The 24,696-nt window shown below is 66.1% G+C and carries 19 protein-coding genes and 1 tRNA gene; 6 read left to right on the top strand and 14 right to left on the bottom strand.

Annotated features, from left to right (window positions below; genetic code table 11):
- Positions 1-446 precede the first annotated feature (446 nt).
- Positions 447-947, top strand: coding sequence for an Hsp20 family protein (locus HY058_14500; protein ID MBI3498506.1), 501 nt, complete (start codon positions 447-449; stop codon positions 945-947).
- Positions 948-970: 23 nt separating this feature from the next.
- On the top strand, positions 971-1,186 hold the full coding sequence (locus HY058_14495; GenBank protein ID MBI3498505.1) for a DUF1150 family protein: 216 nt from the start codon (positions 971-973) through the stop codon (positions 1,184-1,186).
- Positions 1,187-1,259: 73 nt separating this feature from the next.
- Here HY058_14495 and ptsN read toward each other — a convergent pair whose 3' ends face one another.
- From ptsN to HY058_14450, 9 genes are all read right to left on the bottom strand, one after another.
- Entirely contained in the window at positions 1,260-1,724 is a 465-nt protein-coding gene (gene ptsN, locus HY058_14490) for a PTS IIA-like nitrogen regulatory protein PtsN (protein ID MBI3498504.1), read from the bottom strand.
- Between the two features lie 130 nt (positions 1,725-1,854).
- Positions 1,855-2,445, bottom strand: coding sequence for a ribosome-associated translation inhibitor RaiA (gene raiA / locus HY058_14485; protein ID MBI3498503.1), 591 nt, complete (start codon positions 2,443-2,445; stop codon positions 1,855-1,857).
- Positions 2,446-2,584: 139 nt separating this feature from the next.
- Positions 2,585-4,081: an RNA polymerase factor sigma-54 gene (rpoN, locus tag HY058_14480; GenBank protein ID MBI3498502.1), complete on the bottom strand. Its 1,497-nt coding sequence runs from the start codon at positions 4,079-4,081 to the stop codon at positions 2,585-2,587.
- 12 nt (positions 4,082-4,093) lie between these two features.
- Positions 4,094-4,855 (bottom strand): LPS export ABC transporter ATP-binding protein, encoded by a 762-nt coding sequence (gene lptB, locus HY058_14475; GenBank protein MBI3498501.1) that lies wholly within the window; start codon positions 4,853-4,855, stop codon positions 4,094-4,096.
- A gap of 3 nt (positions 4,856-4,858) precedes the next feature.
- Positions 4,859-5,716, bottom strand: coding sequence for a hypothetical protein (locus HY058_14470; GenBank protein MBI3498500.1), 858 nt, complete (start codon positions 5,714-5,716; stop codon positions 4,859-4,861).
- The gene (gene lptC, locus HY058_14465) at positions 5,713-6,480 is read right to left on the bottom strand and encodes an LPS export ABC transporter periplasmic protein LptC (protein ID MBI3498499.1); all 768 of its coding nucleotides are present in this window, start codon (positions 6,478-6,480) and stop codon (positions 5,713-5,715) included. The genes HY058_14470 and lptC overlap by 4 nt, the downstream gene beginning before the upstream one ends.
- 5 nt (positions 6,481-6,485) lie before the next feature.
- The gene (locus HY058_14460; GenBank protein ID MBI3498498.1) at positions 6,486-7,490 is read right to left on the bottom strand and encodes a KpsF/GutQ family sugar-phosphate isomerase; all 1,005 of its coding nucleotides are present in this window, start codon (positions 7,488-7,490) and stop codon (positions 6,486-6,488) included.
- A 201-nt stretch (positions 7,491-7,691) separates the two neighbouring features.
- Positions 7,692-8,303, bottom strand: a complete 612-nt coding sequence (locus HY058_14455; protein MBI3498497.1) for a ribonuclease D — start codon at positions 8,301-8,303, stop codon at positions 7,692-7,694.
- A gap of 56 nt (positions 8,304-8,359) precedes the next feature.
- Positions 8,360-8,446, bottom strand: a tRNA-Leu gene (locus HY058_14450).
- A 200-nt stretch (positions 8,447-8,646) separates the two neighbouring features.
- Here HY058_14450 and HY058_14445 point away from each other — a divergent pair.
- Both HY058_14445 and HY058_14440 read left to right on the top strand, forming a co-directional pair.
- The gene (locus tag HY058_14445; protein ID MBI3498496.1) at positions 8,647-9,597 is read left to right on the top strand and encodes a complex I NDUFA9 subunit family protein; all 951 of its coding nucleotides are present in this window, start codon (positions 8,647-8,649) and stop codon (positions 9,595-9,597) included.
- A 29-nt stretch (positions 9,598-9,626) separates the two neighbouring features.
- Entirely contained in the window at positions 9,627-10,445 is an 819-nt protein-coding gene (locus HY058_14440; protein ID MBI3498495.1) for a prepilin peptidase, read from the top strand.
- 284 nt (positions 10,446-10,729) lie between these two features.
- Here the strand turns inward: HY058_14440 and HY058_14435 are convergent, their stop codons facing one another.
- Together HY058_14435 and HY058_14430 are read right to left on the bottom strand one after the other, a co-directional pair.
- A complete protein-coding gene (locus tag HY058_14435) occupies positions 10,730-11,341 on the bottom strand; it encodes a class I SAM-dependent methyltransferase (protein MBI3498494.1) in 612 nt (203 codons plus the stop codon).
- A gap of 6 nt (positions 11,342-11,347) precedes the next feature.
- Positions 11,348-12,712 (bottom strand): ABC transporter ATP-binding protein, encoded by a 1,365-nt coding sequence (locus HY058_14430; GenBank protein ID MBI3498493.1) that lies wholly within the window; start codon positions 12,710-12,712, stop codon positions 11,348-11,350.
- 331 nt (positions 12,713-13,043) lie between these two features.
- Between HY058_14430 and HY058_14425 the strand changes: the two genes are divergently transcribed.
- Both HY058_14425 and HY058_14420 read left to right on the top strand, forming a co-directional pair.
- Positions 13,044-14,057 (top strand): class I SAM-dependent methyltransferase, encoded by a 1,014-nt coding sequence (locus HY058_14425; protein MBI3498492.1) that lies wholly within the window; start codon positions 13,044-13,046, stop codon positions 14,055-14,057.
- Between the two features lie 42 nt (positions 14,058-14,099).
- The gene (locus HY058_14420) at positions 14,100-17,729 is read left to right on the top strand and encodes a glycosyltransferase (GenBank protein MBI3498491.1); all 3,630 of its coding nucleotides are present in this window, start codon (positions 14,100-14,102) and stop codon (positions 17,727-17,729) included.
- A 21-nt stretch (positions 17,730-17,750) separates the two neighbouring features.
- Here HY058_14420 and HY058_14415 read toward each other — a convergent pair whose 3' ends face one another.
- The 3 genes from HY058_14415 to HY058_14405 all read right to left on the bottom strand — a co-directional run bounded on the left by HY058_14415 (position 17,751) and on the right by HY058_14405 (position 24,551).
- Positions 17,751-20,471, bottom strand: a complete 2,721-nt coding sequence (locus HY058_14415) for a hypothetical protein (GenBank protein MBI3498490.1) — start codon at positions 20,469-20,471, stop codon at positions 17,751-17,753.
- Between the two features lie 133 nt (positions 20,472-20,604).
- Positions 20,605-22,095: a glycosyltransferase gene (locus HY058_14410; protein MBI3498489.1), complete on the bottom strand. Its 1,491-nt coding sequence runs from the start codon at positions 22,093-22,095 to the stop codon at positions 20,605-20,607.
- Entirely contained in the window at positions 22,092-24,551 is a 2,460-nt protein-coding gene (locus HY058_14405) for a glycosyltransferase (GenBank protein ID MBI3498488.1), read from the bottom strand. The genes HY058_14410 and HY058_14405 overlap by 4 nt, the downstream gene beginning before the upstream one ends.
- Between the last annotated feature and the right edge of the window lie 145 nt (positions 24,552-24,696).

The following is a 24,696-nucleotide window of genomic DNA, read 5'->3' as shown; positions in this document are numbered from 1 at the left end:
ATAGATGGGCTTGGCGGGCGTGGGCGCGAAGGGATTCCCCAAGGGAGCCAACCGGCAACCATGCCGCCGCCGGCGGTGAAGGCCGCATCGAACCGGCCGGGGCAATTTTGGCGTGCCCGTGACGGCGGTCACAGCGCCCGGCTGCATTTTCAGCGAGGTTAGCAGCGGATAGGAGGAGGTGCGCCCATGCAGAATGCAGTCCCGCGAACCCTCGGCCCCGGCGAGAACCCGACATCCTGGATCATGGATCTGGTGCTCTGGGGCCTCTTCGTTACCGCGCTCGCGATGCTGTGAGGCCCTCAGCCACGGTTTTTCGGCCTTTGCCGGCGTCTTGACCGGTCGCCCGCGCCTGCCCACATCATCATCGGCGGCGCCATCGGGGCCGCCGGTTTGGGGCGCCGCTCAAGGGCCCGAAGCCTGCTCGCTCACGTGGGGAGGAGGCATGGATGAGCCGTCTATCCTTGTTCAATAGCCCGCTCTTGCTGGGCTTCGATCATTTCGAACGCACCCTCGACCGGATCTCGAAGATGTCGTCGGAGGGCTATCCGCCCTACAACATCGAGCAGACCGGCGAGAACGGTCTGCGCATCACCTTGGCCGTTGCGGGATTCCGGCGCGAGGACCTGAACGTCCAGGTAGAGAACGACCAGCTCGTCATCCGCGGTCGCCAGGAGGATGCGCCGGACCGCGTCTACCTGCACCGCGGCATCGCCGCCCGGCAGTTCCAGCGCAGCTTCGTGCTGGCCGACGGCATCGAGGTGGTCGGCGCCGAGCTCGACAACGGGTTGCTGCATGTCGATCTGGTGCGCCCGCAACCCGAGGCGCGCGTGAAGACGGTCGAGATCCGGCCGGCGGCGAAAAGCGCAAGCCGGCCCCGGACCGTCGATTTGGCCGATGGTCCCGGTGCTCAGCCGGGGTCCGCAGGCAAGCGCGGGGCGGCTTCATGAGCGCCCCGGAAAGGAGCCTAGAAATGACGACCGTGAATACCCTCAGAAGCATGTCGCCGACCGATGTGGCGGCACTCGGCCTCAACCACCTCGCCTACGTCAAGCGCGTGGTGGTGAACGACGTCGTCGGCTATGCGATCCATGCCGCCGATGGCACCGAGATGGGCGTTGCCCGCGATCGCGACACCGCCTTCGCCGCCGTGCGCCAGCATGAGCTGGAGCCCTTGAGCGTGCACTGAGACGCTCAGGTGCCGGTTTCAAAGCGCGCCGGCATCGCCAAGCAATCCCAGAGTTGGACGGAACCCAGCCGCCTCAGGCGGCGTGGCTGGCCGGCGCTGCCGTCAGCAAGGCGAAGATGGCGTCCGCATCGGAGCAGCCCCTGAGCTTGATGCAGGTGCTCTTGTCGCGCAGAAGGCGCGACACGCGCGCCAACGCCTTCAGGTGATCGGCCCCCGCCGTCGCCGGTGCCAGCAAGAGGAAAATCAGGTCGACCGGCTGCTCGTCGATCGAATCGAACGGCACCGGCTTCTCGGCGCGGGCGAAGAGTCCGACGAGCCGCTTGAGGCGCGGAAACTTGCTGTGCGGAATGGCGATGCCCATGCCGACGCCGGTCGTGCCTAAGCGCTCGCGCTCGATGAGCGCATCGAAGATTTCGCGCTCGTCCAGCTCGGTGAGCTCGGCCGCACGGCGCGAGAGCTCCTGCAGGGCCTGCTTTTTGCTGGTGGCCCGAAGGCTGGGGAGGATGCTCTCCGGCCGTATCAAGTCGATCATGTCCATGGCGATAGGCTGTCCTCAATGGTTCCGCTTGCGCTTGGCCGGCGCGGCTTTACGGGGAGGGTCGGGGAGGGGGTGCGCCGCACCCCCTCCCTAAATCCACCCCCGGCCTAACCTCGGCTGTCCGGATCGGTCACTGTTTGTCGATGGTGCGGGGATCGACCCATCCGATGTGCCCATCGGCGCGGCGATAGATCATGTTCAAGCCGCCATGGGCGCTGTTCTGAAAGAGAAGCGCCGGCATTTCCGCCAGCTCGAGGCGCATGACCGCCTCGCTCACGCTCAACTGCTCGATGGTTGTCGCCATCTCGGCGACGATCGCCGGCAGGTCGGCCGCACCCTCCGCGGGGCGGCCGGACGGCGCGTCGGCGTCCGCCGCCAGCACGTAGTGCCGCGCCGGCAGCTCGGCATTGGCGGCATCCGGCCGACGATGATGGTCGCGCAACCGCCGCTTGTAGCGGCGGAGACGCTTGGCCAGCCGTTCGGCAGCGCCGTCGAAGGCGGGCACCGCCTGGGAGGCCACGTGATGGCTCTGCACCAGGATGCCACGGCCGACATGCACGGAAATGTCGGCACGCACCCCCGCCCCGTCACGGCTCAGGACCACGCCGGTTTCGATGGGATTGCCGAAATACTTCTCGATAGCCTGGGGCAGGATCGCGTCGATGTGGTGGCGAAGTGCCGATCCAACCTCGACCTGCTTGCCCGCGACGGACAGCTTCATGAAGTCCCGTGGTTGAGGCCGCTCATCCCGCAAAGGGCGGTCGCAGCGGCCCATTTGAGCCGGACGATAGAAACCCGATCCACGCAAGTCAAGCCGGCTGCGGTGACTATCTCGTGTCGCGCGAATTGCCCTTAACCCTCTATATTTCCATGGATTTTTCGCGTCGGCGTTGTACCGAAGAGGGGATCCGCAGGGCTTCCCGGTACTTGGCGACGGTACGCCGGGCGATGTCGATGCCCTCGGTCCGCAGAATCTCAACGAGCTTATCGTCGGAAAGCACCTCGGCGGCGACTTCGGCCTCGATCAAGCTCCTGATGCGGAAGCGGACGGCTTCGGCCGAATGCGCCTCGCCGCCGGCGGAATTGGCGATCGAGGAGGTGAAGAAGTATTTGAGCTCGAACATGCCCCGGGGGGTGGCCATGAACTTGTTGGTGGTGACCCGGCTAACGGTGCTTTCGTGCATGGCGATGGCTTCGGCGATGTCGCGCAGGATGAGCGGCTTCAATCCGCTGACACCCTGGCGGAAGAAGCCGTCCTGCTGACGGACGATCTCGCTTGCAACCTTGAGGATGGTCGTGGCGCGCTGGTGCAGCGATTTGACCAGCCAGTTGGCCGACTGGAAGCGCTCGGAGAGATAGTCCTTCTCCTCCTTGCGCCGGGCCGAGCGGCTCACTCGGGCATAATAGCGGGTGTTCACCAGCACCTTGGGCAGGGTGTCGCTGTTGAGCTCGATGAGCCAGCTGCCGCCGGGCTGCGGGCGCATGATGATATCGGGGATCACCGGCTGCGCCAGCGATTGGTCGAATGCCTGGCCCGGCTTCGGATTGAGGGCCTTGATCTCGTGGATCATCTCGCGCAAATCCTCGGCGTCCACCCCGCAGAGCCTGAGGAGCTGCGTCAGGTCGCGTTTGGCGAGCAGCTCGAGATTGTCGAGGAGCGCCTGCATGGCGGGATCGAGTCGATTGCGCTCGCGCAGCTGGAGCGCCAGGCACTCCGCCAGCGAGCGGGCAAACACGCCGGCAGGATCGAAGCGTTGGAGGCGCGCCAGCACCGCCTCCACGCGGCTCCGCTCGCAGCCGAGGCGCTTTGCCGTCTCGTCGAGATCGCCCTGGAGATAGCCCGACTCGTCCACCATCTCGATGAGATGCGAACCCACCAGCTTATCAACGGGATCGTTCAATTCGACGGCGAGCTGGTCGATCAGGTGGTCGCGGAGCGTGGGCGGCCGGCTGGCATTGGAATCGAGCCCGGCATCGTCGTCGTCGAAGTCGGTTCCACCGCGGCCGGTCTTCCAGGACTGCAAGGAATCGGCGGGCGCGCTCGCCCAGAGATTGGAATCATCCGCATCGAGGGGCGTATCGCCTTCGGCCGGCAGCGTGTCTCTGAGGGTGAGCTCGGCCGCATCGCTGTTCAAGGGATCGGCCGGCACCGGTGCCAGATCGGGGCTCTCCTCGGCGACGCTTGGCTCGCTGGCACCTTCGTCGCGTTCCAGAAGCGGATTTTGCTCGAGCTCGCGCTCGATGTAATCGGCGAGCTCGAGATTCGACAGCTGCAAGAGCTTGATCGCCTGCTGCAGCTGCGGCGTCATCACCAGCGATTGGCTTTGCCTCAGGTCGAGTCGCTGTGAGATCGCCATGGCGCAGGTTCTTTACAGGCTGAACCGCTCGCCGAGATAGACGCGCCGCACATTTTCGTCGGCGACGATCTCGCTGGGTCTTCCCTCCATCAGCACCCGTCCGTCGTGCAGGATGTAGGCGCGATCGACGATCTCCAGCGTCTCGCGGACATTGTGATCGGTGATCAGCACGCCGATGCCGCGATCCTTGAGGTGAGCGACGAGGTCGCGGATGTCGCTGACGGCGATCGGATCGATGCCGGCGAGCGGCTCGTCCAACAGGATAAAGCTCGGCTGCGAGGCAAGCGCGCGGGCGATCTCCACCCGCCGCCGCTCGCCACCCGACAGCGCCAGCGCCGGGGCGCGGCGCAGATGCGAGATCGAAAATTCCGCGAGCAGGTCGTCCAGATAGGCCTCGCGGGCGGCCGCATCCTTCTCCACCACCTCGAGGACGGCACGGATGTTCGCCTCGACCGAGAGCCCGCGGAAGATCGAGGCTTCCTGCGGCAGATAGCCCATGCCGAGGCGCGCGCGCCGGTACATCGGCAGGTCGGTGATGTCCTGGCCGTCCAAGGCGATGGTGCCGACATCGGGCGCGAGGAGGCCGGTGATGATGTAGAAGCACGTGGTCTTGCCGGCACCGTTCGGGCCGAGCAGACCCACCACCTCGCCGCGCTGGACCGCGATGCTCACGTCGCGCACCACCGGCCGCTTCTTGAAGCGCTTGCCGAGATTGCTCGCGACCAGTCCGGGGTTAGTCTTGACGAGCCGTGGCATCGGGCGGGATTCGGTCATACCTCAGGGCTTCTTCGCTGGCGCGGTCGATTGCGCGCGCTCGGGCACGAATAGCCCGCGCACGCGAGCCTGGCCCTGGGTGGCGCTCAGCATCCGGCTGACGCCGCTTTTCATGTCCACCTCCGCCACCTCGCCTTCGAGCTGGTTCTGGCCGCGGGTGATGCGCACTTGGCCGATCAGCGTGGCGACCTCGCGGTCGGCGAGATAGACGCCCTTGTCGCCGCGCGCCACCTCGAGATCGGTGCGCACCTCGACATTGCCGAAGGCATCGACGCGTTGCAGCTTCTGGCCCCGGCCTGCGACTTCGACGAACTGCGCGCTCAGCGTATCGGCGCGGATGCGCCGATCGGCCCGTTGGGCGACCGCATTGCCGCGCGCCACGGCGAGCTGGCGCTTGTCCCAATATTCGAGACTGTCGCGGGCCGTCAGCACATCGGTCGTGGTCTCGAGCTTGAGGTTGCGGCCGAACAGCACGATCACCGCCTGATCGGCGTCGTATACGGCGCGCTCCGCCCAGGCGGTTTCCGTCGGCGTGGCGATGCGGACGTTGCCGAGCGCTTCCAGCTGATAGATTTCGGTGCTGCCGGTGCCGGCATCGGCCGTCGCCGGCTTGGCGCCGCTCTTCGGCCGGTAGCGCGCCGTGAGCGTGTCGCCGTAGATGGTGACCTGCCCGCGTGTCGCCTTGGCGTTGCCGCGGGCGAGGTAAACCTGCTGGTCGCGCAGCCACTCGATGCCTTGGTCGGCCTCGACCTCGATCGGCACATCGCTCTTCTGGCTGAGGCTGATGCCTTGCGCGCGTGCGGCTTCGGGCGCCAGCAGCGTCACGGCGAGGAGAAGGCCCCCAATATTCGCCCGCCTCATCCCGAGGCTCCCTTGGTCGTCGGCGGGCTCGAGCGTTCCTTGCCCGACGTCTTCGGCGCCGGGCGCGCCTCCGCGGGAACGCTGCCTTCGCCCTTCAGCACGAGGTGGGACTTGCCGGTCAAGAGCACCCGGCGGCCTTTGTCCAGGATTCGGAAGCCGCTCGCCGTCAGATCGCCGAACGGGCCTTGACCTTGCACCGGATCGTCGCCGCTGGCCGCGCCGATGATGAGATCGATGTCGGCGGTGGGCGAGAAGAACGCATAGCCGGCGTCCTGGAAGACGCTGACGCCGCCCGAGAGGTGCAGGCTCTGGCGCACCCGGTCATAGGTGCCGGCAGGGGCGCTGAGCGCCACCCAGCTGCCGTCCCGCATCGTCAGGTCGGCCTTCGGCTGGACAAGTTGCATGACGTCGACGTTGCCGGCGACTTGTGTCGCCGAGTCGGCGGTGAGCGCGAAGGGCTGGTTCTCGCCGTCGAGGCCGACATAGCGGGGGTTGACCATGCGCAGGACTTCGGCCTCGCCCGGATCGATCCGCGCGGTGCCGAGGCGAAACTGCCTGGGATCATCGCGGAGCTGCGGCCAGAGCACGATCAGCCCCAAGAGCGTGAGCGCGACCACCGGCAAGACCAGCTTGAGCAAGGCCACGAGACGGCTCGAATGCGGGCTGAGCGCCGCAAAGTGGCGGCCGAAGGGGAGACGGATGGCCGCACGGCGCCGCGTCGGCGGAGCGACCGTGTCGACGAGATTGGGGCTGGCGTCGGTCATGACGCTCACGCCACCCCCGCGCGCAGCAGGTCATGGACGTTGAGGACGCCCACGGGACGTCCGCCCTCGACGACGAAGAGGCAGGTGAACGGCCGCTCGCTGGAATTCATCAGGCGTAAGGCCTCGACGGCGAGGGTGCGCGGACCCACGGTCTTCGGCTGCCGGGTCATCACCGCCTCGGCGCGGCTGTCGAGAAACCCAGGGCCCATATGGCGCCGGAGGTCGCCATCGGTGATGATGCCGACGAGCTTGCCGCTCTCCTCGACGATGCCGACGCAGCCGACGCGCTTCTCGGTCATGACCAGGATCGCTTCCGCCATCGCCGTGGCCGGGCCGGTTAGCGGCATCGCCTGGCCCAGGTGCATGAGGTCGGAGACGCGCAAGAGCTTCGCACCCAAGCGGCCGCCCGGATGCAGCACCCGGAAATCCTCGGGCGAAAACCCGCGGCGCTCCAGGAGCGCGATCGCGATCGCATCGCCCAAGCCCATCATCATCGTGGTGGAGGTGGTGGGGGCGAGGCCCATCGGGCAGGCCTCCTCGGCCCGCGGCAGCACCAGCACCACGTCCGCCGCCTCGGCGATGGTGCTGGGGGCCCGGCCGACGACGGCGACCAGCGGAATGGCGAAGCGCCTGGTATAGGCGATCAGATCCGACAGCTCCGGGGTCTCGCCGGAGTTGGAAAGCGCCAGCACCGCATCTGTGCTCTGGATCATGCCGAGATCGCCATGGCTCGCTTCGGCCGGATGCACAAACAAGGCGGGCGTACCGGTCGAGGCGAGAGTGGCCGCGATTTTGCGCGCGACATGCCCGCTCTTGCCCATGCCGGTGACGACGACCCGGCCTGCCACCTGGGCCAGCCGATTGAGTGCGGCTTCGAAGGCGGCGCCCAAGCTGCCGGCAAGCGCCAGGAGCCCGCCGGCCTCGAGCTTGAGAACCCGACCCGCGGCGGCGAGGCCGGGGCTTGTCTTGTCTTGGTGGGTTTGCGGCTTGGGGAGCAAGGACCCTCTCATTTTGCGCTGCACACTAGGCCCCGAGGGTTCCGGCACGGTTCTTGCCTGTCGTGCCCCGAGTATGGCGATAAACCCGCGCAAATGCAATGAAATCGCCCAGGCCCGACGCCCTGCCGCAGCCGCTCGGGCAGGGGCGGGCACCGGCTATAGAGGGGCCGCAAGCCGGCGCCGCAAAGGGCTGCAAACGGCTGCCGCGACAGGCTAGTGAGCGAAGAGATCGTCCTCGACCCAGCCGGCGAGGTCGAGCTCGGCCCGGGTCGGAAGGAAGCGAAAGCACCGCTCCGCCAGCTCGGTCCGGCCTTCGCGCGCCAGGAGCTCGTCCAGCTTGGCCTTGAGGGCGTGCAAATGCAGCACGTCGGAGGCGGCGTAGCGAAGCTGCTCCTCGGAGAGCTGGGCGGCACCCCAGTCGGAGGTTTGCTGCTGCTTCGACAGCTCGACCCCGAGGAGTTCCTTGCACAGCTCCTTCAGCCCGTGCTTGTCGGTGAAGGTGCGCACCAGCTTGGAGGCGATCTTGGTGCAATAGACCGGCTCCGTGGTCACTCCTAGATGCCGGCTGAGCATAGCGATGTCGAATCGGCCGAAGTGGAAGAGCTTGGTCACCGCCGGGTTCGTCAGCATGCGCGCGAGATTGGGCGCCCGGTAGCCGCCGCGGGGGAATTGCACGGCATGGCAGAAGCCGTCGCCGGCGGAGAGCTGCACCAAGCACAAGCGGTCGCGCTCGGGGTGGAGACCCATGGTCTCGCTGTCGATGGCGACCATAGGCCCGAGATCGAGGCCGTCGGGCAGGTCGCCTTGATGGAGCTTGATGTTCAAGAGAGGAATTTCACCCTTCGCGAAACCGCGACCGACCCGGGGTGGGTCGCGGTCGCTGGTGCCCAGGAGAAGACTCGAACTTCCAAGGCCTTGCGGCCACAGGTACCTGAAACCTGCGCGTCTACCAATTCCGCCACCTGGGCGTGGGGTGGGGAATTAACTCCGCCGGGCTTGGCCCTGTCAAGGCGCCGGCCGAGGATGGTTCCCGCGGCGTTTTCGACGCCTTGTCGCCACCCCAAGGGGGGTATTATGCGGCCGCTCACTTGTGTGATGATTCCGAAGTTCACCTGCGAATTTCGGAATCTGAATCACACGCGGGACACTTGGACGGCGGAGACGGGCGATGGCGCGGGTGGTCACGGTATTCGGCGGCTCTGGTTTCATCGGGCGCTATGTCGTTCGCCGGCTGGCGCGCGCCGGTGCCAGGGTCAACGTGGTCGTGCGCGACGTGGAGGCCGCGAAGTTTCTGAAGACCATGGGTGACGTGGGACAGATCGCGCTCATGCGGGGGTCGGTCACTGATTCGACTCTGTCGAGGCGGGCGGTCGTCGGCTCCGACTCGGTCATCAATCTCGTGGGCATTCTTTACCAGCGTGGCCGCCGGACCTTCGAGGCCATCCATCACCAAGGTGCCGGCAATGTCGCTGCGGCTTCGCGCGCCGCCGGGGTCCAGCGCCTCCTGCAGGTCTCGGCGATCGGCGCCGATCCGGGCTCGGCCGCGCGCTACGCAAGCAGCAAGGCCGCGGGCGAAGCCGCGGTGCGCAGCGCCTTTGCCGAGGCGACGATCATCCGCCCCAGCATCGTCTTCGGTCCGGAGGACGCCTTCTTCAACCGGTTTGCCGCGATGGCGCGCATGATGCCGGCGCTGCCCTTGATCGGCGGCGGGCGGACGCGGTTCCAGCCGGTCTATGTCGACGATATCGCGCACGCGATCGTGGCCGCCTTGGACGAGCCCGGCACCTACGGCAAGACCTATGAGCTGGGCGGTCCCCGCATCTACTCCTTCAAGGAGCTGATGGAGCTCATTCTGGCGGAGATCGGCCGCAAGCGGCTGCTGGCACCGGTGCCGTTCTGGTTGGCCCGGCTCGAGGCGGCATTCCTCGAGGTTCTGCCGGTGCCGCCCTTGACCCGCGACCAAGTGCGGCTGCTCGAGCGCGACAATGTGGTCTCGCCGGGAGCCATCGGCTTCGAGGCGTTCCAGATCCAACCGACCGCGGCGGAGGTGATCTTGCCGACCTATCTTCGCCGGTTCCGGGCGACGCGCCGGCTGGATCCCAGCGGCCGCCCGGCCTGATCGGCCGGCCGGGCACCCACAAGGCCGCGATGGTGACCGGCTGGCTCTTTCTGCCTTGGCCGGGAGGCGCTCTCGGCATTCTTCCCGGCATCGCCGTCTTTGCGGCCGTAGGGAGCTTGCTCGCGGCCGCTTCCGTCCGTTTGGCGGCCGGGCTCACCGGCGAGACCACCTATCGGGGTCGTTCGTTCTGGTTCGGGCGCTCGATCTGTCCTGCCTGTGGGGTCGAGATCGCCGCCCGGGATCTCGTTCCGGTCATTTCCTGGGCGATCCTCCGCGGCCGCTGCCGCGCCTGCGGGACGGCGATCGCCCGTGATTATGCCTTGAGCGAAATCGGCGCGGTGCTGGCGTTTCTCGCGGCCTTCGCCACCCAACCAAGCGCCGGCCGCGTGGTGGCGGTGGCGCTCCTCGGCGCGGTGCTGGCGGCGCTCACCATCGTCGATCTCCGCCACCAGCTCCTGCCCGATCCCTTGGTCCTGCCGCTCCTGCCCTTGGGTCTCGCGGTGGCGGCGCTGGCCGGGCCCGATGGCTGGCCCAAGCCGATCGACGGGCTCGCGGGTGCCGCACTCGGCGGCGGGCTTTTGTGGGTCGTGCGCGCCGTCTATCGCCGATTCCGAGGCATCGAGGCGCTCGGCCTCGGCGATGTGAAGCTGATGGCCGTCGCCGGGGCTTGGGTCGGCTGGCAGGGACTGAGCTCGGTGCTGCTGGTGGCAGCGCTCGGCACGCTTCTGGCGATCGGGCTCGTGCGCCTCGCCGGCCGGCGGGTCGGAGGCCGCGAGCGCATTCCCTTTGGCCCCGGTCTCGCCTTGGGGTGCTTGGCGACGGTGCTGCTGGGGCCGCTGCCGCTCTAGCCTCGCCGGAGGCGGCCTCTAGCCCCTATTTCTCACCGGGACCGGGAGCAGCGTCGCATCACGCGGCTCGCCCCGCAAGGAGCGGGCCGAAAGGCGTAGCGGAGCTACGGCTGAGGCCCGCGACGATGTCGGGCAAGCCGCGTGATGCGACCCGAAGGGACGGGCTCCTGCGGTCATATGCCGCGTCAAGCCACTCGACCGATGCTCTGCATCGCTCTTCGCGGCTTTCCTCGCCTGTGACCGCATGAGCCCGTCGCTGCCCCGGTCCCGGTGAGAAATAGGGGCTAGCGAGCCAGCAGGCGGGCAAGGATGCCCAAGGCCAGCGCGCGCAGCCGCTGGCGGGCCGCGCCATCCGCCGGTTTGCGAAATACGCCGACGGTGTCGCCCCAAGCGGCACTGGCCGTGTCGGCGTGCTGGTGCCAATCGGTCGTGACCTCGACGAGCTCGAGCCGGCCGAATTTCGACAGCGCGCGCAATCCGTCGGGATAGAATCGCCAGCAATCGACGGGATAGCGATGCTCGGGTCCCCTGGACGGGGCCAACAGGAAGATCAAGCCCCCGGGCCGGACGACGCGCACCATCTCGAGCCAGGTCAGCCAGAAGAACTCCACATGCTCGAAGGTCTGGCCCGAGATCACCAGGTCGACCGAGCGAGACCGGAGCGGGAACCGATAGGCGCTCTGCTGCACGATGTCGACATTGGGCCCGGGCGCCAGATCCATGCCGCGATAGCGCCAATTGGGCTGCTGGAACAGGCTGCGATAGCTTCCGGGCATCGGCTGCCCGCTGCCGGCGTGGTAGTCATGGGCGCCGACGTCGACGACCTCGAGAGGCCGCGCCGGGTCGAGGTGGCGGGCGACCAGATCCTGGACGTGCTCGAGCGAGCTCAAATGCATCGCTATCTAGCCCGGTGCCACGGCGCCGGCCTTGCCGGCGACGCTGCCTCGCTCCAAGGCGATGTCGATCATCGGCAGGCCGATGAGGCCGCGATGGACGCTGCTGGAGTGCACCTTGAGCACCAACGCCTCGTGCAGCCAATGCTGCTGCGCGTGCTCCTCGATGCGGTGGCCTTCGGCGAACGCCGCCGACACCGCATAGTCGCCCGGCGGCAGGAGCGGCAGGCGGAAGGTGAAAACGGCGCGACAAGCCTCGCCCGCTTCCAGCACCAGCGGTCGCTCCGCGGTCTTGAGCAGCGTGTTGTCGCCGAACAGGAACTGGCCGAAGCGATCCTTGAAATAGAAGCCCAGAATGGCGCCGTCGATATGCCGATGCGCCTCGCCCTCGAGGACCAATCTGACGATCTCGCCGCCCACGAGCCAGGCGAGCGGCCGTTCGGCCTCGTCCTGCAGCTCGACCGATCGAATGGTGGCGCCGCCCTGGCCGCGTCCGTCGCCGGGCGCATCCAAGGCCACGATCTCGATGTCGTTGCGCCAGCGGCTGGCATTGACGAGATCAAGTCTCTGATCGCGCCGCCGGCGCTCGTCCGGGACGGTGCCGGGAGCGCCCTCGCCAACCCTCGATTCGACGCGGTCGCCGAGCAAGAACGCATCGAGATAGGCTTTGCTCACCGCTTCGGCGGAGCCCTCCGCGCGCAGCCGGCCGCGGTCCAGCCAAAGCGCGCGGCCGCAGAGCGCGGTGACGGCGGCGGTGTCGTGGCTGACGAACAGAATCGCGCCGCGCTCTTGGAAGGATCTGAGGAACCGCATGCACTTCTGCTGGAAGAAGGCATCGCCCACCGCCAGCACCTCGTCGATGATCAGCAAATCGGCATCGACATGGGCGACGACGGCGAAGGCGAGCCTCGTATACATGCCGCTGGAATAGGTCTTGACCGGCTGATCCAGGAACTCGTCGATGTCGGCGAAGGCGCGGATGGAATCGAACCGGGCCAGCACCTCCTCCCGGCTCAGCCCGAGGAGCATGCCGTTGATGAGGACGTTCTCGCGGCCGGTGAACTCCGGATTGAAGCCGGCGCCGAGCTCCAAGAGGGCGGCCACCCGCCCCTTGATCGCGACCGAGCCGGCGCTCGGGTTGAGAGTGCCGGCGACCATCTGCAGCAAGGTCGACTTGCCCGAGCCGTTGCGGCCGATGATGCCGATGGTCTCGCCGCGCGCCACCTCGAAGGAGACGTCTTCGAGGGCGTGGAAATCCCGATGCAGCCGTCGCCGGCCGAAGGACAGGGCTTCGAGCAGGCGGTCTTGCGGCCGGTCATAGAGGCGGTACACCTTCCCCAGATGCTGGGCGCGGACGATCGGCTCGGAGGACATGGCTGGAGGCAGTGGTATTCGCCGGGTCTTGGGCGCGGGTGACCCGAAGGTCGCCCGCCATATCCGCGGTTCGCGGACGGAGACTTATAGCGGTGCAGCGAGCCCGGCGTCGAGCCTGACGCCGGCTCCGGCAAAGGGTGCAGTCAGCGGCCGGTGATCTTTGCCGGGGCCCGGGGCCGAGCGCATGGCGGCTTCGGATCTGCCATGTTGACAATGTGGCCAGACGTAACCGAGCTTGCGTCCGCCGAAGGCTGGCTGCCAGAGAGGTTCGCGCCGGGTGTCTGCTTTCTCCTCAATGCTCGGACGACTCCGTCGTCGGTCCCGCAAGGACTTGCCGCCGGAACCATCGCAGGCGGACGCGACGCCGCTCGGATGGACCACGCCATGGGGCATTCTCGACTGGATCAATATCGATCCGACCGGCCTCATTCGGATCTTTGGATGGTCGTACGAGACGAGCGAGCGATTGCATCCGCCCAGGCTGCGCCTCGGGGATGACGTGCTCGAGTTGAACAAGCTCTATCGCTGCTTTCGTCCGGACGTGCCCGCCTCTCCGCGCCCCCCCTTCGCCATGCCCGGCTTCGTCTTTGAATATCTCGTGCCCGAGGCGTGGCTCTTGAGGCCGGCGGTGCCGGTCAGCGTCGAGATCGAAGGACATCCACCGAAGGTGATCCAGCCGAGGCCATTCACGCAGCCCGGCCTCTACGAGCTATTCCATTCCAAGCGCGTGCTGGGACGGGACCAAATCTATGGATTTGGCCCTCCAGGCTTGCAGGTACACCCCGAGGTCTTGGCGCTCGTCGAGTCCACCAGGGGCAGCGTGCTCGACTTCGGTTGCGGCGCCGGTCCGCTGGTGGCTGCGATGCGCGCCCAAGGTCGGGAGGCCTTCGGCATCGAACTTGATCGCGGGCCCATTCGAGACGCTCTCCTCGCCGAGGCGGCCCCCTATGTGAGGCTGTATGACGGGCGCTTGCCCATGCCGTTCGGCGACAAGAGCTTCGATGTGGTGGTGGCGACGGAGGTCGTCGAGCACATCGAGGACTATCGGGCCGCCATCGCCGAAATCGCTCGCATCTGCCGGCGCCAGGCGATATTGACCGTGCCCGACATGTCGGCTATTCCGCTCGGCTCTCGCCATGGACTCATACCCTGGCACCTCCTGGAATCCACCCATCTCAACTTCTTCACCCAGGAGAGCCTGTTCGAGTGCCTCAAGCCATTCTTCCAACGGGTGAATTTCGGACGTATCGCGATGACCCGGGTCCAGGAGACGGTGTATTTCGTCAGCCTTGTCGCGTGCTGCGAAATGGCGGATTTTGAGGCCGCGATCGACGGGCGGGCCTGACGGCGCCCCAGACGGGTTGAGGGACATTCCAAGCGTGGCAAAATGACCAAAGCGGCGCGCACGCGTTCCGGCGAGTCAGCCGGCACCGGGGCGGACACGATGATCGATCCGACGACGGCTGCCATGCTGCTGCGGGCGATTGCCTTGCAGTCGCCGAGCCGGCTGCCGCCGCCGCCCGCCTGGAACGGGCACACCCCGTTCGCATTCTGGCTCATCGACGTGCTGCGCCCCTCGCTCCTGGTCGAGCTCGGGACCCATATGGGCAATTCCTACCTCGCCTTTTGTCAGGCGGTCCTCCAGCTCGGCCTGTCCACGCGGTGCTACGCCGTCGATACCTGGCGGGGTGACGAGCATGCCGGTTTCTACGACGAGACCGTCTATCGAGACCTCAGCTCCTACCACGATCCGCTTTACGGGCATTTCTCGAGGCTGATGAAGTCGACCTTCGATGAGGCGGCCGCGCATTTCTCCGAGCGTTCGATCGATCTCCTGCATATCGACGGCATGCACACCTACGAAGCCGTCAAGCACGACTTCGAGACCTGGTTGCCAAAGCTGAGCCAGCGCGCGGTCGTGCTGTTCCACGACATCAACGTGCACGAGCATGATTTCGGCGTGTGGCGGTTTTGGGAGGAAATCAGCCGGCAGTTTCCATCCTTCACATTCCTGCACAGCAATGGCTTGGGCGTTCTCGCGGTCGGCGCCGGCGGGACGGCGATCGAATGGCTGACCCGGGTTGCGGCGAAGGACGGCCAGATCACCTCCGAGGTCCGCAGCTTCTTCGGCGCGCTTGGCTCCGGCATCATGGCCGGCGCGGCCGCGAGCCGACTCTCCGAGCGGCTCGATGAGCGCGAAACCCACATTGCCAATCTTGAACGGGACGCCGCCGATCTCGAAGAGCGCATCCGAGATGCGGCCGAAGCCGCCAGGAACCGCGAAAAAGAGATCGGCGAGATCCTGGAGGCGAGGGCGGCAACCATTGCGGTCCTGGAGGAGCGCATCCGTAGCGCGGCCGAAGCCGGCAGGAACCGGGAAAAGGAGATCGGCAAGATCCTAGAAGCGAAGGCGGCGGTCATCGCCGACCTGGAGGAGCGCGTCAGAGGCGCGGCTGAAGCCGCCAGGAACCGGGAAGCGGAGGTCGGCGCGCTGCTGCACGGGCGCGATGAGGGGCTGCGCAGCGTCGAGGCTGAGCTGCGGACGCGCGACGAGCAGCTCAGCGGCACCGAAGCCCGGCTGGCCGAAACGAGGAATCGCCTCGCCAACGTCGAGACGATCGCGCAGCTCCGCCAGCAGCAGATCGAGACGATGGTGTCGTCGCGGTCGTGGCGGTGGTCGCGTCCGATCCGCTTGGCCGGCCGCTTGCTGCGGTTGTTCTTGGGCCTGAGACATCCGCGGCGACACAAGATGCGGATCGCAAGCAGCCACGAGCTCGAGGATCTGGGCGGCGGCCGCTGGCGCAGCGACGGATTCGATCCGCAGATTTGGATCGACAGCGCGCGCGGGAGGGCGCCCCGAGGCTGGGCATTCATTCGCTTCGAGGTGGAGGACGCGCAGCCGCCGGTTCGGCCGGTGCTCTACGCGTTCGGCGAGCCGGCGCGCGGGTTGCTGGCAGGCATTCCGCTGCCGATCCTTCGCAGCGGCGTCTGCAGGACTCTCATACGCTTGCCGGAAGAAACCGTCTCGCTGCGGCTCGATCCGACCGACCGGCCGGGGGAGTTCAAGCTCGGCCCGATCGCCATCAGCGAGGTGCGCCCGATCGGATTGGCGATGCGCGCCATGATCAGATACCCGCGCGCCTTCATCCGCGGCCTCAGGATGGTCCCGCGCAAGGGCTTCGGGGAATTCAAGAACGGGATCACCAAGCTGTTCAGCGCCGACGTGGCCAGCTACGACTCTTGGGTCAAGCTTTTCGATACGCTGGGTCCGGAGGATGAGGCGGCGATCACGCGGCACATCGGCCGCCTGAAGCTGCGGCCGAAAATCTCCGTCGTCATGCCAGTCTGGAATACGCCCGAGCCCTATCTTCGGGCCGCGATCGATTCGATCGTGGCACAGCTCTATGCCGATTGGGAGCTGTGCATCGCCGATGATGCGTCGACGGATCCGCATGTGGCGAAGACGCTGCGTGAGTATGCCAAGCGCGAGCCGCGCATCAAGGTGGTGATTCGCAAGGAGAACGGCCACATATCGGCCGCGAGCAACTCCGCGCTCGAGATCGCGACCGGCGACTTCATCGCGTTGATGGACCATGACGATCTGCTGCCGACGCATGCTCTCTACATGGTCGTGGCGGAGCTCAATGAGCATCCGGATGCGGACCTGATCTACTCCGATGAGGACAAGCTCGACGAAAATGGCCGGCGCTACGGGGCGTTCTTCAAGCCGGACTGGGATCCCGAGCGCCTCATCGCGCAGAACTACGTGAGCCATCTCGGCGTCTATCGCGCATCCCGGGTGCGCGAGCTCGGCGGCTTCCGCGAGGGCTTCGAGGGCAGCCAGGATCATGACCTGGCGCTCAGGATCTCGGCCAGCACCAAGCCGGAGCGTATCAGGCACATCCCCTTCGTCCTTTATCACTGGCGCATCTTTCCGGGTGCCGGGACATTCTCCAGCCGCAACCTCGAGGTGGCCACCGATGCGGCGCGCCGCGCCTTGCGCGACCATTTCGTTACGACGGGCGAGCGGGTGGAGATCCAGGAGAATCGCATCGCCGCCTGGTACCGCGCCCGCCGCTTCCTGCCCGATCCGGCGTCGCGCGTCACGCTGATCGTTCCGACCCGCGATCGGTTGCAGCTGTTGAGGACTTGCGTCGATGGGCTGCTCAACCGCACCGCCTATCCCGACCTCGAGGTTGTGATCGTCGACAACGAGAGCCGCGAGCCGGCGACCCTGGACTATCTCGGCCAGATCGTTGCCGACCCTCGAGTCCGCGTGCTTCGGATCGAAGGCGCATTCAATTTCGCTGCTTTGAACAACGCCGCGGTGCGCATCGCAACCGGAGAGATCATCGGCTTCATCAACAACGACATCGAAGTGATGCAGCCGGATTGGCTCGAGGAAATGGTGGCGCAAGTCATCCCCGCCGACATCGCCGCGGTCGGTGCCAAGCTCTACTACCGGAACGACACGGTTCAGCATGCCGGCGTGGTGCTTGGCGTCATGGGCGTGGCCGGACATTTGGAAACCCACACCTCGCGCTCTGATATCGGCTATTATGGACAATTGCAGATCGTGCGCAGCGTCTCTTGCGTGACTGCGGCTTGCATGATCGTGAAGCGACGGCTGTTCGAAGCGGCTGGCGGCTTCGACGAGGTCAATTTGAAGGTCGCCTACAACGACGTCGACCTCTGCCTCAGGCTCAGAGAAGCGGGGTATCGCATCGTCTGGACGCCCTATGCGGAGCTATACCATCTCGAATCGGCCTCGCGCGGCTCCGACGTGTTCGACGGCGACCGAAGCGAGCGCTTCAAGAAGGAGGCGGACTATATGACGGCGCGCTGGCGAGCAGCGCTTGCCTCAGATCCCTATTTCAGTCCCAATCTGTCGCTGATGGCCGCCCAGATCGAGATCGCCTATCCGCCGCGCGTCGTGCGGCCTTGGGCCGCCGGCGGCAGCGATGCCGCCATCCCGCCGGGAACCGCGCGTGCGCCCGCGTCCGCGGCGGCGCTCTAGCGATCCCATCCGCCGAAGCGCCTACTGGAACCTGTACCGCTGCAGCGGAACCGTCGTCGAATTGGGCAGGGTCACGGTGCCGGTGTCGGGCGCGCTGGTGTTGAGCGAGAACCCGCCGACGGAGGCAGACGTCAGGCTGCCGGTCGAGCGGCCGGAGATCATTGGCCCATTCGCAGTCAAATAGAGGCTCGATCCGAAGACGGTCGGGAGCAGGTTCGGCGCGCTGCTGTAATACCAGGTCGCCTGGCCGCGGCTGTCATAGTAGTAGGCGGCGAGATAGAGGCTCGTTGCCTGATTCTCGATGAAGTATCCGGTGCCGCTTTGCGAGGGATTCCACCACCAGCCGGTCTGCGCATACCCAGCCGTGCCGCGAAGCGCGATGCCGTTGGTGACGAACGGAAACCGGGTTATCTGGATCTGCCGACCGCCGACGGTGAGAGTCGCGGCGGTTCGCGAGCTGAAGTCGAGGGCGACCGTTCCTGGCGAAGTGCCCACCGTGGGCTGGCGATAGCTGCCCGACAAGGTCTGCCCGTTCTGATAGGCCAGCAGCGACCCATCATAATGGGTGGGCGACTGCATGGGGCCGAGCGAAACGTACCACTGGGAGGTGCCGTCGCTCGCATAGGTGTAGACGGCCATGAACAGGCTCGAGCGCTGGAACTCCAGGGCGTAGCCGCTGCCCTGCTCGCTGGCGGAATACCACCAGCCGGATTCCGGCAAGCGCAAGGCCGACGAGTTGCGCGTGGTGAAACCTTGAATCGCCGTCTTGAAGGCGGTGGTCACATCGGCGGACACCGCCCCTCCGTCGGCCGTGGTCGCCACGCGGAAATCCATGCCGTTGTTGTCCTCGTAGGCGAAGTCGTTGAACCAGACCGCGCCTTTGACATTCGAATAAGTGCCGAGCAGCGTGAACCCATCGCCGATCCAGGTGGGCTCGCTGTTGCTGCTATAGGAGGGCGAGGTGCCGATCTCGGAAACCAGGATCGGCTTGGACGATACGCTGCGGGCCATGGTGGCGACGAAATTGCCGAATAGGACCGACGGCACCTGCCAGCCGGCGCCGCGCACCGGATCCTGGCCCCAGTTGTAGGCGCTGACGCCGATGAAATCCACGTAGCCGTCGCCGGGATAGTAGTTGAGGGGATCGTTCGCGGGCGCCGCCACGGTGGTCGGCGCCTGATAGTTGGGCGCCCAGACCCAAAAGACGTTGGTGGCGCCCGCGGTCTCAAAGAGGCCGATCATGCGGCGCCACAGCGCGATGTATTTCTCCGGATCGTTGCCGTTGTTGTTGGCGGCCGGCGCCCAAGGATAATAGTCGCCGTTGAACTCGTGGTCGAAGCGGATCAGCACCGGATCGCCAAAGGCTTTGATCTGCGCGGCGAAGCTCGAGATGTAGGTGTCGTAAGCGCCGGCGTTGAGCTGATCCAGGGTAAAGGCCGGCTGCACCACGTCGCCCGTTGCCAGCGTCTCCCAGGTGATCATGGGGATGGCGTCGGCGAGCCCGATCTGCGTCGGCAGATAGGGGTAGGTGTTGAAGGTGGTGTCGCTCGTTCCGCTCTTGAAGCCGATGAAATACATGACGATGTCGGGCGTCTTTCCGACCGCCGTGCCGAAATTGGCGATCGCCGTCCGGTAGTCGGTCTTCGGACGCAGATGCGCTCCAACCAGACGCCGCCCGCTCGTGACGTTGAAGCTCGGCCTCGTGCTGAGCCCTCTGTCGGCCAAGGCGCGTCGTCCGGCCACGTCGGTGATCTCCACCGTAAGCGTGTTGTCGCCGTCACGGAACGTCAGGTTGGGCACGACCATGTAATAGCCGGACCCATAGGCGTTGCTGGGAATGAGCGCGCGGATGTCGGCGCGGTCGGTGAAGTAGCTGGTCTCGCCGACCAGGCGATCATTGACGTAGGCGCGCACCTTTGACACGGCGAGCGGGCTCGAGGCCCAACCGGAGATCGTTACCGTCGGGTCGGTCAGCGCCTGGGCCTGATTGATCAGGGGACTGTCGATCGAGCCGATCATCGCCAGGCCGAGGTCGAGCTTGAAGACCGAGGTTGCGATCTGGCGCCGGCGGCCGGAGGTGGCAACCCCGACCAGGGCGAGGCTGTGATTGCCCTGGGCGGAGGTCGAGAGATCGACGGTCTTCTGGTAGCCCGGGGTGGCGATGCTATAGCCCGGAAACGCCGTCAGTACGTCGGGCCGTGCTTGGTCGAGCGCGAGCGTGGTCAGCAAACGGCCGTCCATCAGCATCTCGAGGCTCTTGAATCCGCCGCTGACCAAAGCCCAACCCTTGAGGACCACGCTGCCGCCCGATACGGTCGAGCCGCTCGCCGGCGTTTCGATCGCGCCGATCAGCGTCAGATTGTTGATGCGGACGTTTCGGGAGGCGGTGCCGACGGGCGCCCCCGCCGTGGTGAACGCCTTGGCCTCGATCAGCGTCGTGCCGTTCGCCAGGGGCTCGGTGTCGACATCGAGGATGTAGCCCATGTTCTGCAAGCCGGCCTCGGGCCGATTGGTGCCGTAGGTGGCGCGGCCGATCTTGGTGCCGTTGAAGAAAATGTCGACATAACCGTCGCGATTGGGGATCTGCGCGTAGCCGACGACGCGGATGGTGGCGGAGACGGTTTGTCCCTCGACGAGATTGTTGTCGATTTCGATGATGTCGGCGGCGGTCGCGCCTTTTAAAGACCAGGCCGCCGCAATTATTAGTAATATCGCAAGTAAAACGGTGCGAACACGGAACATTCTATTCATTACTCGCCCCATTGCTCCACAAGATCAAGTAGTATCACCTAGGCCTCTTGCGCAGTCAACGGCGGACGGCCAACCCGGCCGCGCCGGCGCGAGGAGCGCGCGGTCGACTCTGCCAATCCGAGGCTCAGCGGTCATCCCCCAAAGAGAGGATCGCGGCCGCGGCTCCGGGCACCTTGGTAGCGGCGACTTCATGCGCAAGGATGAGCTCGGTCCACGCCTGACGGTGGCGGCGCATCTGGCGACGGAGCAGGCGACCGCCGATCGCCCAGGCAAGCTCGCGCGTCTGGCCTGCATGGGCCGCTTGGCAGGATGCCGCTTTCAGGAGCGATGTCAGCCGGTCCATCCCGTAGCGGGCCGCCGCCGCGACTGGGCCTAGCTCCTGCCCTGGACATCGCAAACGCAGCGTCTCTGCCAGTGCTACGACCTGGCGCCAATGCGCCGCATCGCCGTAGTAGAGCTCGTATCCGCAACGCACGAAATCATGCGTGTCGTGGCGGCGCGCGCCAGCCAAGCTGAAGGACCGCAGGTGCATCCAGCGAGGCCATGGGCGCTGGCTGGCGGTGGGAAAGCCGATGGCGTTGTCGCCGTGCTGCGTGTAGTCGTAGAGGACGCGCGGCAATTGCTTGATGCCGCGGCTGGCCGCGGCGCAGACGGCGAGCCAATGGTCGTGGACCACGCCGTCGAGCTGCGGGAGCGGCAGGACCAGATCCAAGAGGTCGCCACGAAACACGCACGCAGCACCGGTGACGAGGTTTCCCAATAGGAGATTGGCGAGGGAGGGTCTATGCCCGCCCAATGCGGCTTGCATGCTGGGTGCCAGCTCCTGCCCGAAGGCATCGACGGCGCGCGAGTCGCAGTAGCAGAGGTCGAAACGGCCGAGAGCGTCGATGGTCTGCTGCAGCTTGTCCGGGTGCCACCAATCATCCTGGTCGCACAACGCCACCAAGGACGTCCCCGCCGGCACGCGCGCCAGGGCCGCGCCAAAATTGTTGACGAAGCCGAGGCGAGCGGAATTCCGGGCGACGATGAAGCGCCGATCGGCCTGGGTCAGCCGCATCAGCTCCCGGTATCGATCGGGCTCGCTGGCGTCGTCCTGGACAAAGCAAACCCAGTCTTCGGCGCTCTGAGCTCTGAGCGACGCAATCTGCCGCTCGAGCAAGCTTAACTCGGGTTGGTAGGTGGCCAAGCAAATCGCGAGAGGCGGCGCCTTCTCGGCCGGCCGTAGCGGTCCTTCGCGGCCTTTCGGCAGCGGAATTTGGTAGGATGCATGCTCGCCGTCGGAGAGCGCCACGTCGAGACGGGCAAGCTCCGGCAGACTTGCGCCACCCGGCAGCCTGAGCAGGCCCCAAAAGCCGCCGAAAAGTCCGCTTGCGTCCCAGCGTCCCTCTTCGGTGCGTCTGATCAGATCCGGCCTGAGATCGTCCTTCCAGATGATCGGGACACTCCAACCTTCGGCGTGAAGGTGCATGGAGAGCGCCAGCCGGGGGTCATGTCTGAGCCAGCCGCGAATGGGTATGGCAATGCCTCGACCGATGGCGATTTCCGTGTCGGCGGTCCGCTCCAGGTAGCCGTGGAAGGCCTGGCGAGCGTGGAGCAGCGCTACGTCGACGATCATGCCGAGGTCGCTAGCTCTTCTCGCTGGTAGTAGTCAGCGGGAGACGCATAATGCGCAAACGCGTCCTGCAATGCTTCGGGCGGCAATTCCGGTCTCGGGGCTGCCATCAGTTGCTCGTTGATGAACGACGGCGTGGCGTCGCGAGGCAGGATCGCACCCCAAGCCAAGGCGCGCAATCGATCTGCCGGCGCGCCGACGTCGAGAACCACCGGAAACAGCCTGTTCACGATGACCGCGGACAGCGTGTAGCTGTAGGTTTCGGGCCAGATCGCCGGGAAGAAGCAGCAATCCGGCGCCAGCGATGCAAGCATCCCGCCGACTTCGTCGTTGTGATAGGGGCCGAGAACCCGGCATTTCTTCAGGCCGGCGAACAGCGTCGGATCGAATACGATGCCGACAACCACGAACTCGAGAGGCAATCGCCGCCGCTCGGCGTCGAGAACGCAGGCTCGCAGCAAGTGCGCGCCTTTGGCAGGGCTGAGGGCGCCGAGCACAAGAACGCGGGTCCCTTGCTTGGGGGGAATGGCGATGCGCCGCACCGGCTCCTTCCGTGTCCATGTGGCGGCGTCGAGATGCGCCCGCACAGTGACCTTCAGCCCGGCGATATGGCGTTCGAACCGTCCGGCGGTGTCGTGGCTCGGGGCAAACACGCGGTGCGCGCCGATGAGGAATTCCGCGAAGCTCTTGCGCCAATCTCCCGCTCCCTGCGGCACCGGCACGGGACCGGGCTCGCGGCTGAGGCAGACGTTGCACGCGCGCACGCCGGCAACCTCGCACAGGACCCCTTGGTGGTCGATGAGGTTGATCTTCGGGCAGAGCGGAAAGTAGTCGTGAGCCGTGTAGTCGTAGCTTACGCCCAGCTCCGCCGGCAGCGTGCGGATGCGATCCGGCAGATCGATCAAGTGATGGAAGTGCACGAATTCGATGCCGATGATCCGCAAGGTCTCCACCAGCTCCGCCCAATCTGCGGCGACATCGAAGCTGCAATTGGGGATCGACCAGACGAGCGACGACTCGATCGAGAGGTAGCTTGAGTCGCGCGCGCGCGGCCGAAGCACGACGACCGGCCTGCCGACCTCGCCGAGAAAGTTCTTCAGCTCGGCGATGTGCTGCTCGGTTCCTCCCCCAAGGTCATGCGTGACGAACAGGACGGCCTTTCGCGCATAGGTCCTGTGCCGTTCTCTGAGCCGGACAAGATCGATTCGGCGACGGGCGCTTGCCAAGGGATCGCGACCGATGAACTCGTGCACGCTCGGCTCATAGCCCGGATGCAGCCGGCGCAGCACCCTCATCGCCTCGATCTTCCTCGTATCGGCCTCTTCCGCAAAAGACACGCCGCCACGGTGGAACACGAAGCAATCGGCAGCGATGACGTTGAGATAGCCGATTGTCGCGGCACGAACGCAAAAATCGTTCTCCTCACCGTAACCCCTGCCGAACGTCTCCGCATCGAACACTCCGACGGCAGCGAGGCAATCCGCCCGGATATACATGCAGAACCCGATCGCCGTCGGCGCCGCGCATACCTCTCCGGCGTTGACTGTCTGGGCGATCCGGTCGATCTCGCGGGACGATGTGTCTTTCGGAATGACGTTCTCGAGCAATGTGTAGGGATAGGAACAAATCGTCGCATTGTTCGAGAGCGGTGTTGCGGTGCCGATGTCGGGAGCGCTGTAAGCGGCCGCACGCAGCCGGCCCAGCCAGTCGCCATAGACCTCCGTATCGCTGTTCAGCAGCACGACATCCCGATTGCCGGCGGCGCTGAGCCCGCGATTGACGGTGCGGACGAAGCCGAGGTTCTCAGGATTGCGGTCGAGGCTCACCAGTCCCAGCGAGTCCAACCGCTGGAGCGACTCGCTCAAGGCGGGTTCCGGCGACCCGTCGTCGATGACACGCAGCCGATAGGCGACGCTCGTCGGCGCGCTCAAGACGGAGTAGATGCAGCGAAGGGTCTCTTCGCGTCCACGGTAGACCGGAATGACCACGTCGACGGTTGCTTCCTGAGATTTGGGCCTGGGCCATTTCTCGAAATCCGTCGACGCCGCGCCCATCTGCACGCCGGGGTCGCCATCGACGGCGTTTTCCCCGCCGCTCCGGGCGAGCTCGCCCCGCAACCGATCGATGGCAGCCGAGCAGCGCTTGAGCTCCTTCAGCAGTGGATCGGAGGCTTCTCCCCTCAGCCGGGTCATCACGCGCACGGTGCGAGCCTGACGCACCTCCGCCACGCTGTAGGCAACTTTGCTCAAGGTCATGAGAAGATGGTGATGGCCTTGCGCGTCTCCGGCGAGATAGCCGCCATGGATTGCCAGCAGCGCGACGGCATTCGCGAGCGCGTCATTGTCCGGTTGTCGGCGCACGCTCGAGATCAAGGCTTGCAGGCGGCGCGCGCGCCGCCAGGTCGCCGTGGCCGCCGCCGCCCTTAGAGATTCAGCCAGGGCCTCGACCCGGACGGTCATTCTTCACTCCCGAGGGTTCGCCGTTGCGATGGGGCGGCTTCTAGCCCGCAGCAGGCAAGGCGACAGAGCGACCGGTTTCATCGCTCGGCACCGACCGATTGACGTCAAGAATTGTCGCGAGGCTGCGGCGTTCGAGTAGGCGTAG

The organism is Pseudomonadota bacterium (assembly GCA_016195085.1).
Lineage (GTDB): Bacteria > Pseudomonadota > Alphaproteobacteria > SHVZ01 > SHVZ01 > JACQAG01.
Note: the sequence above shows the minus strand (reverse complement) of the source record. Positions and strands in the feature narration are given on the sequence as shown.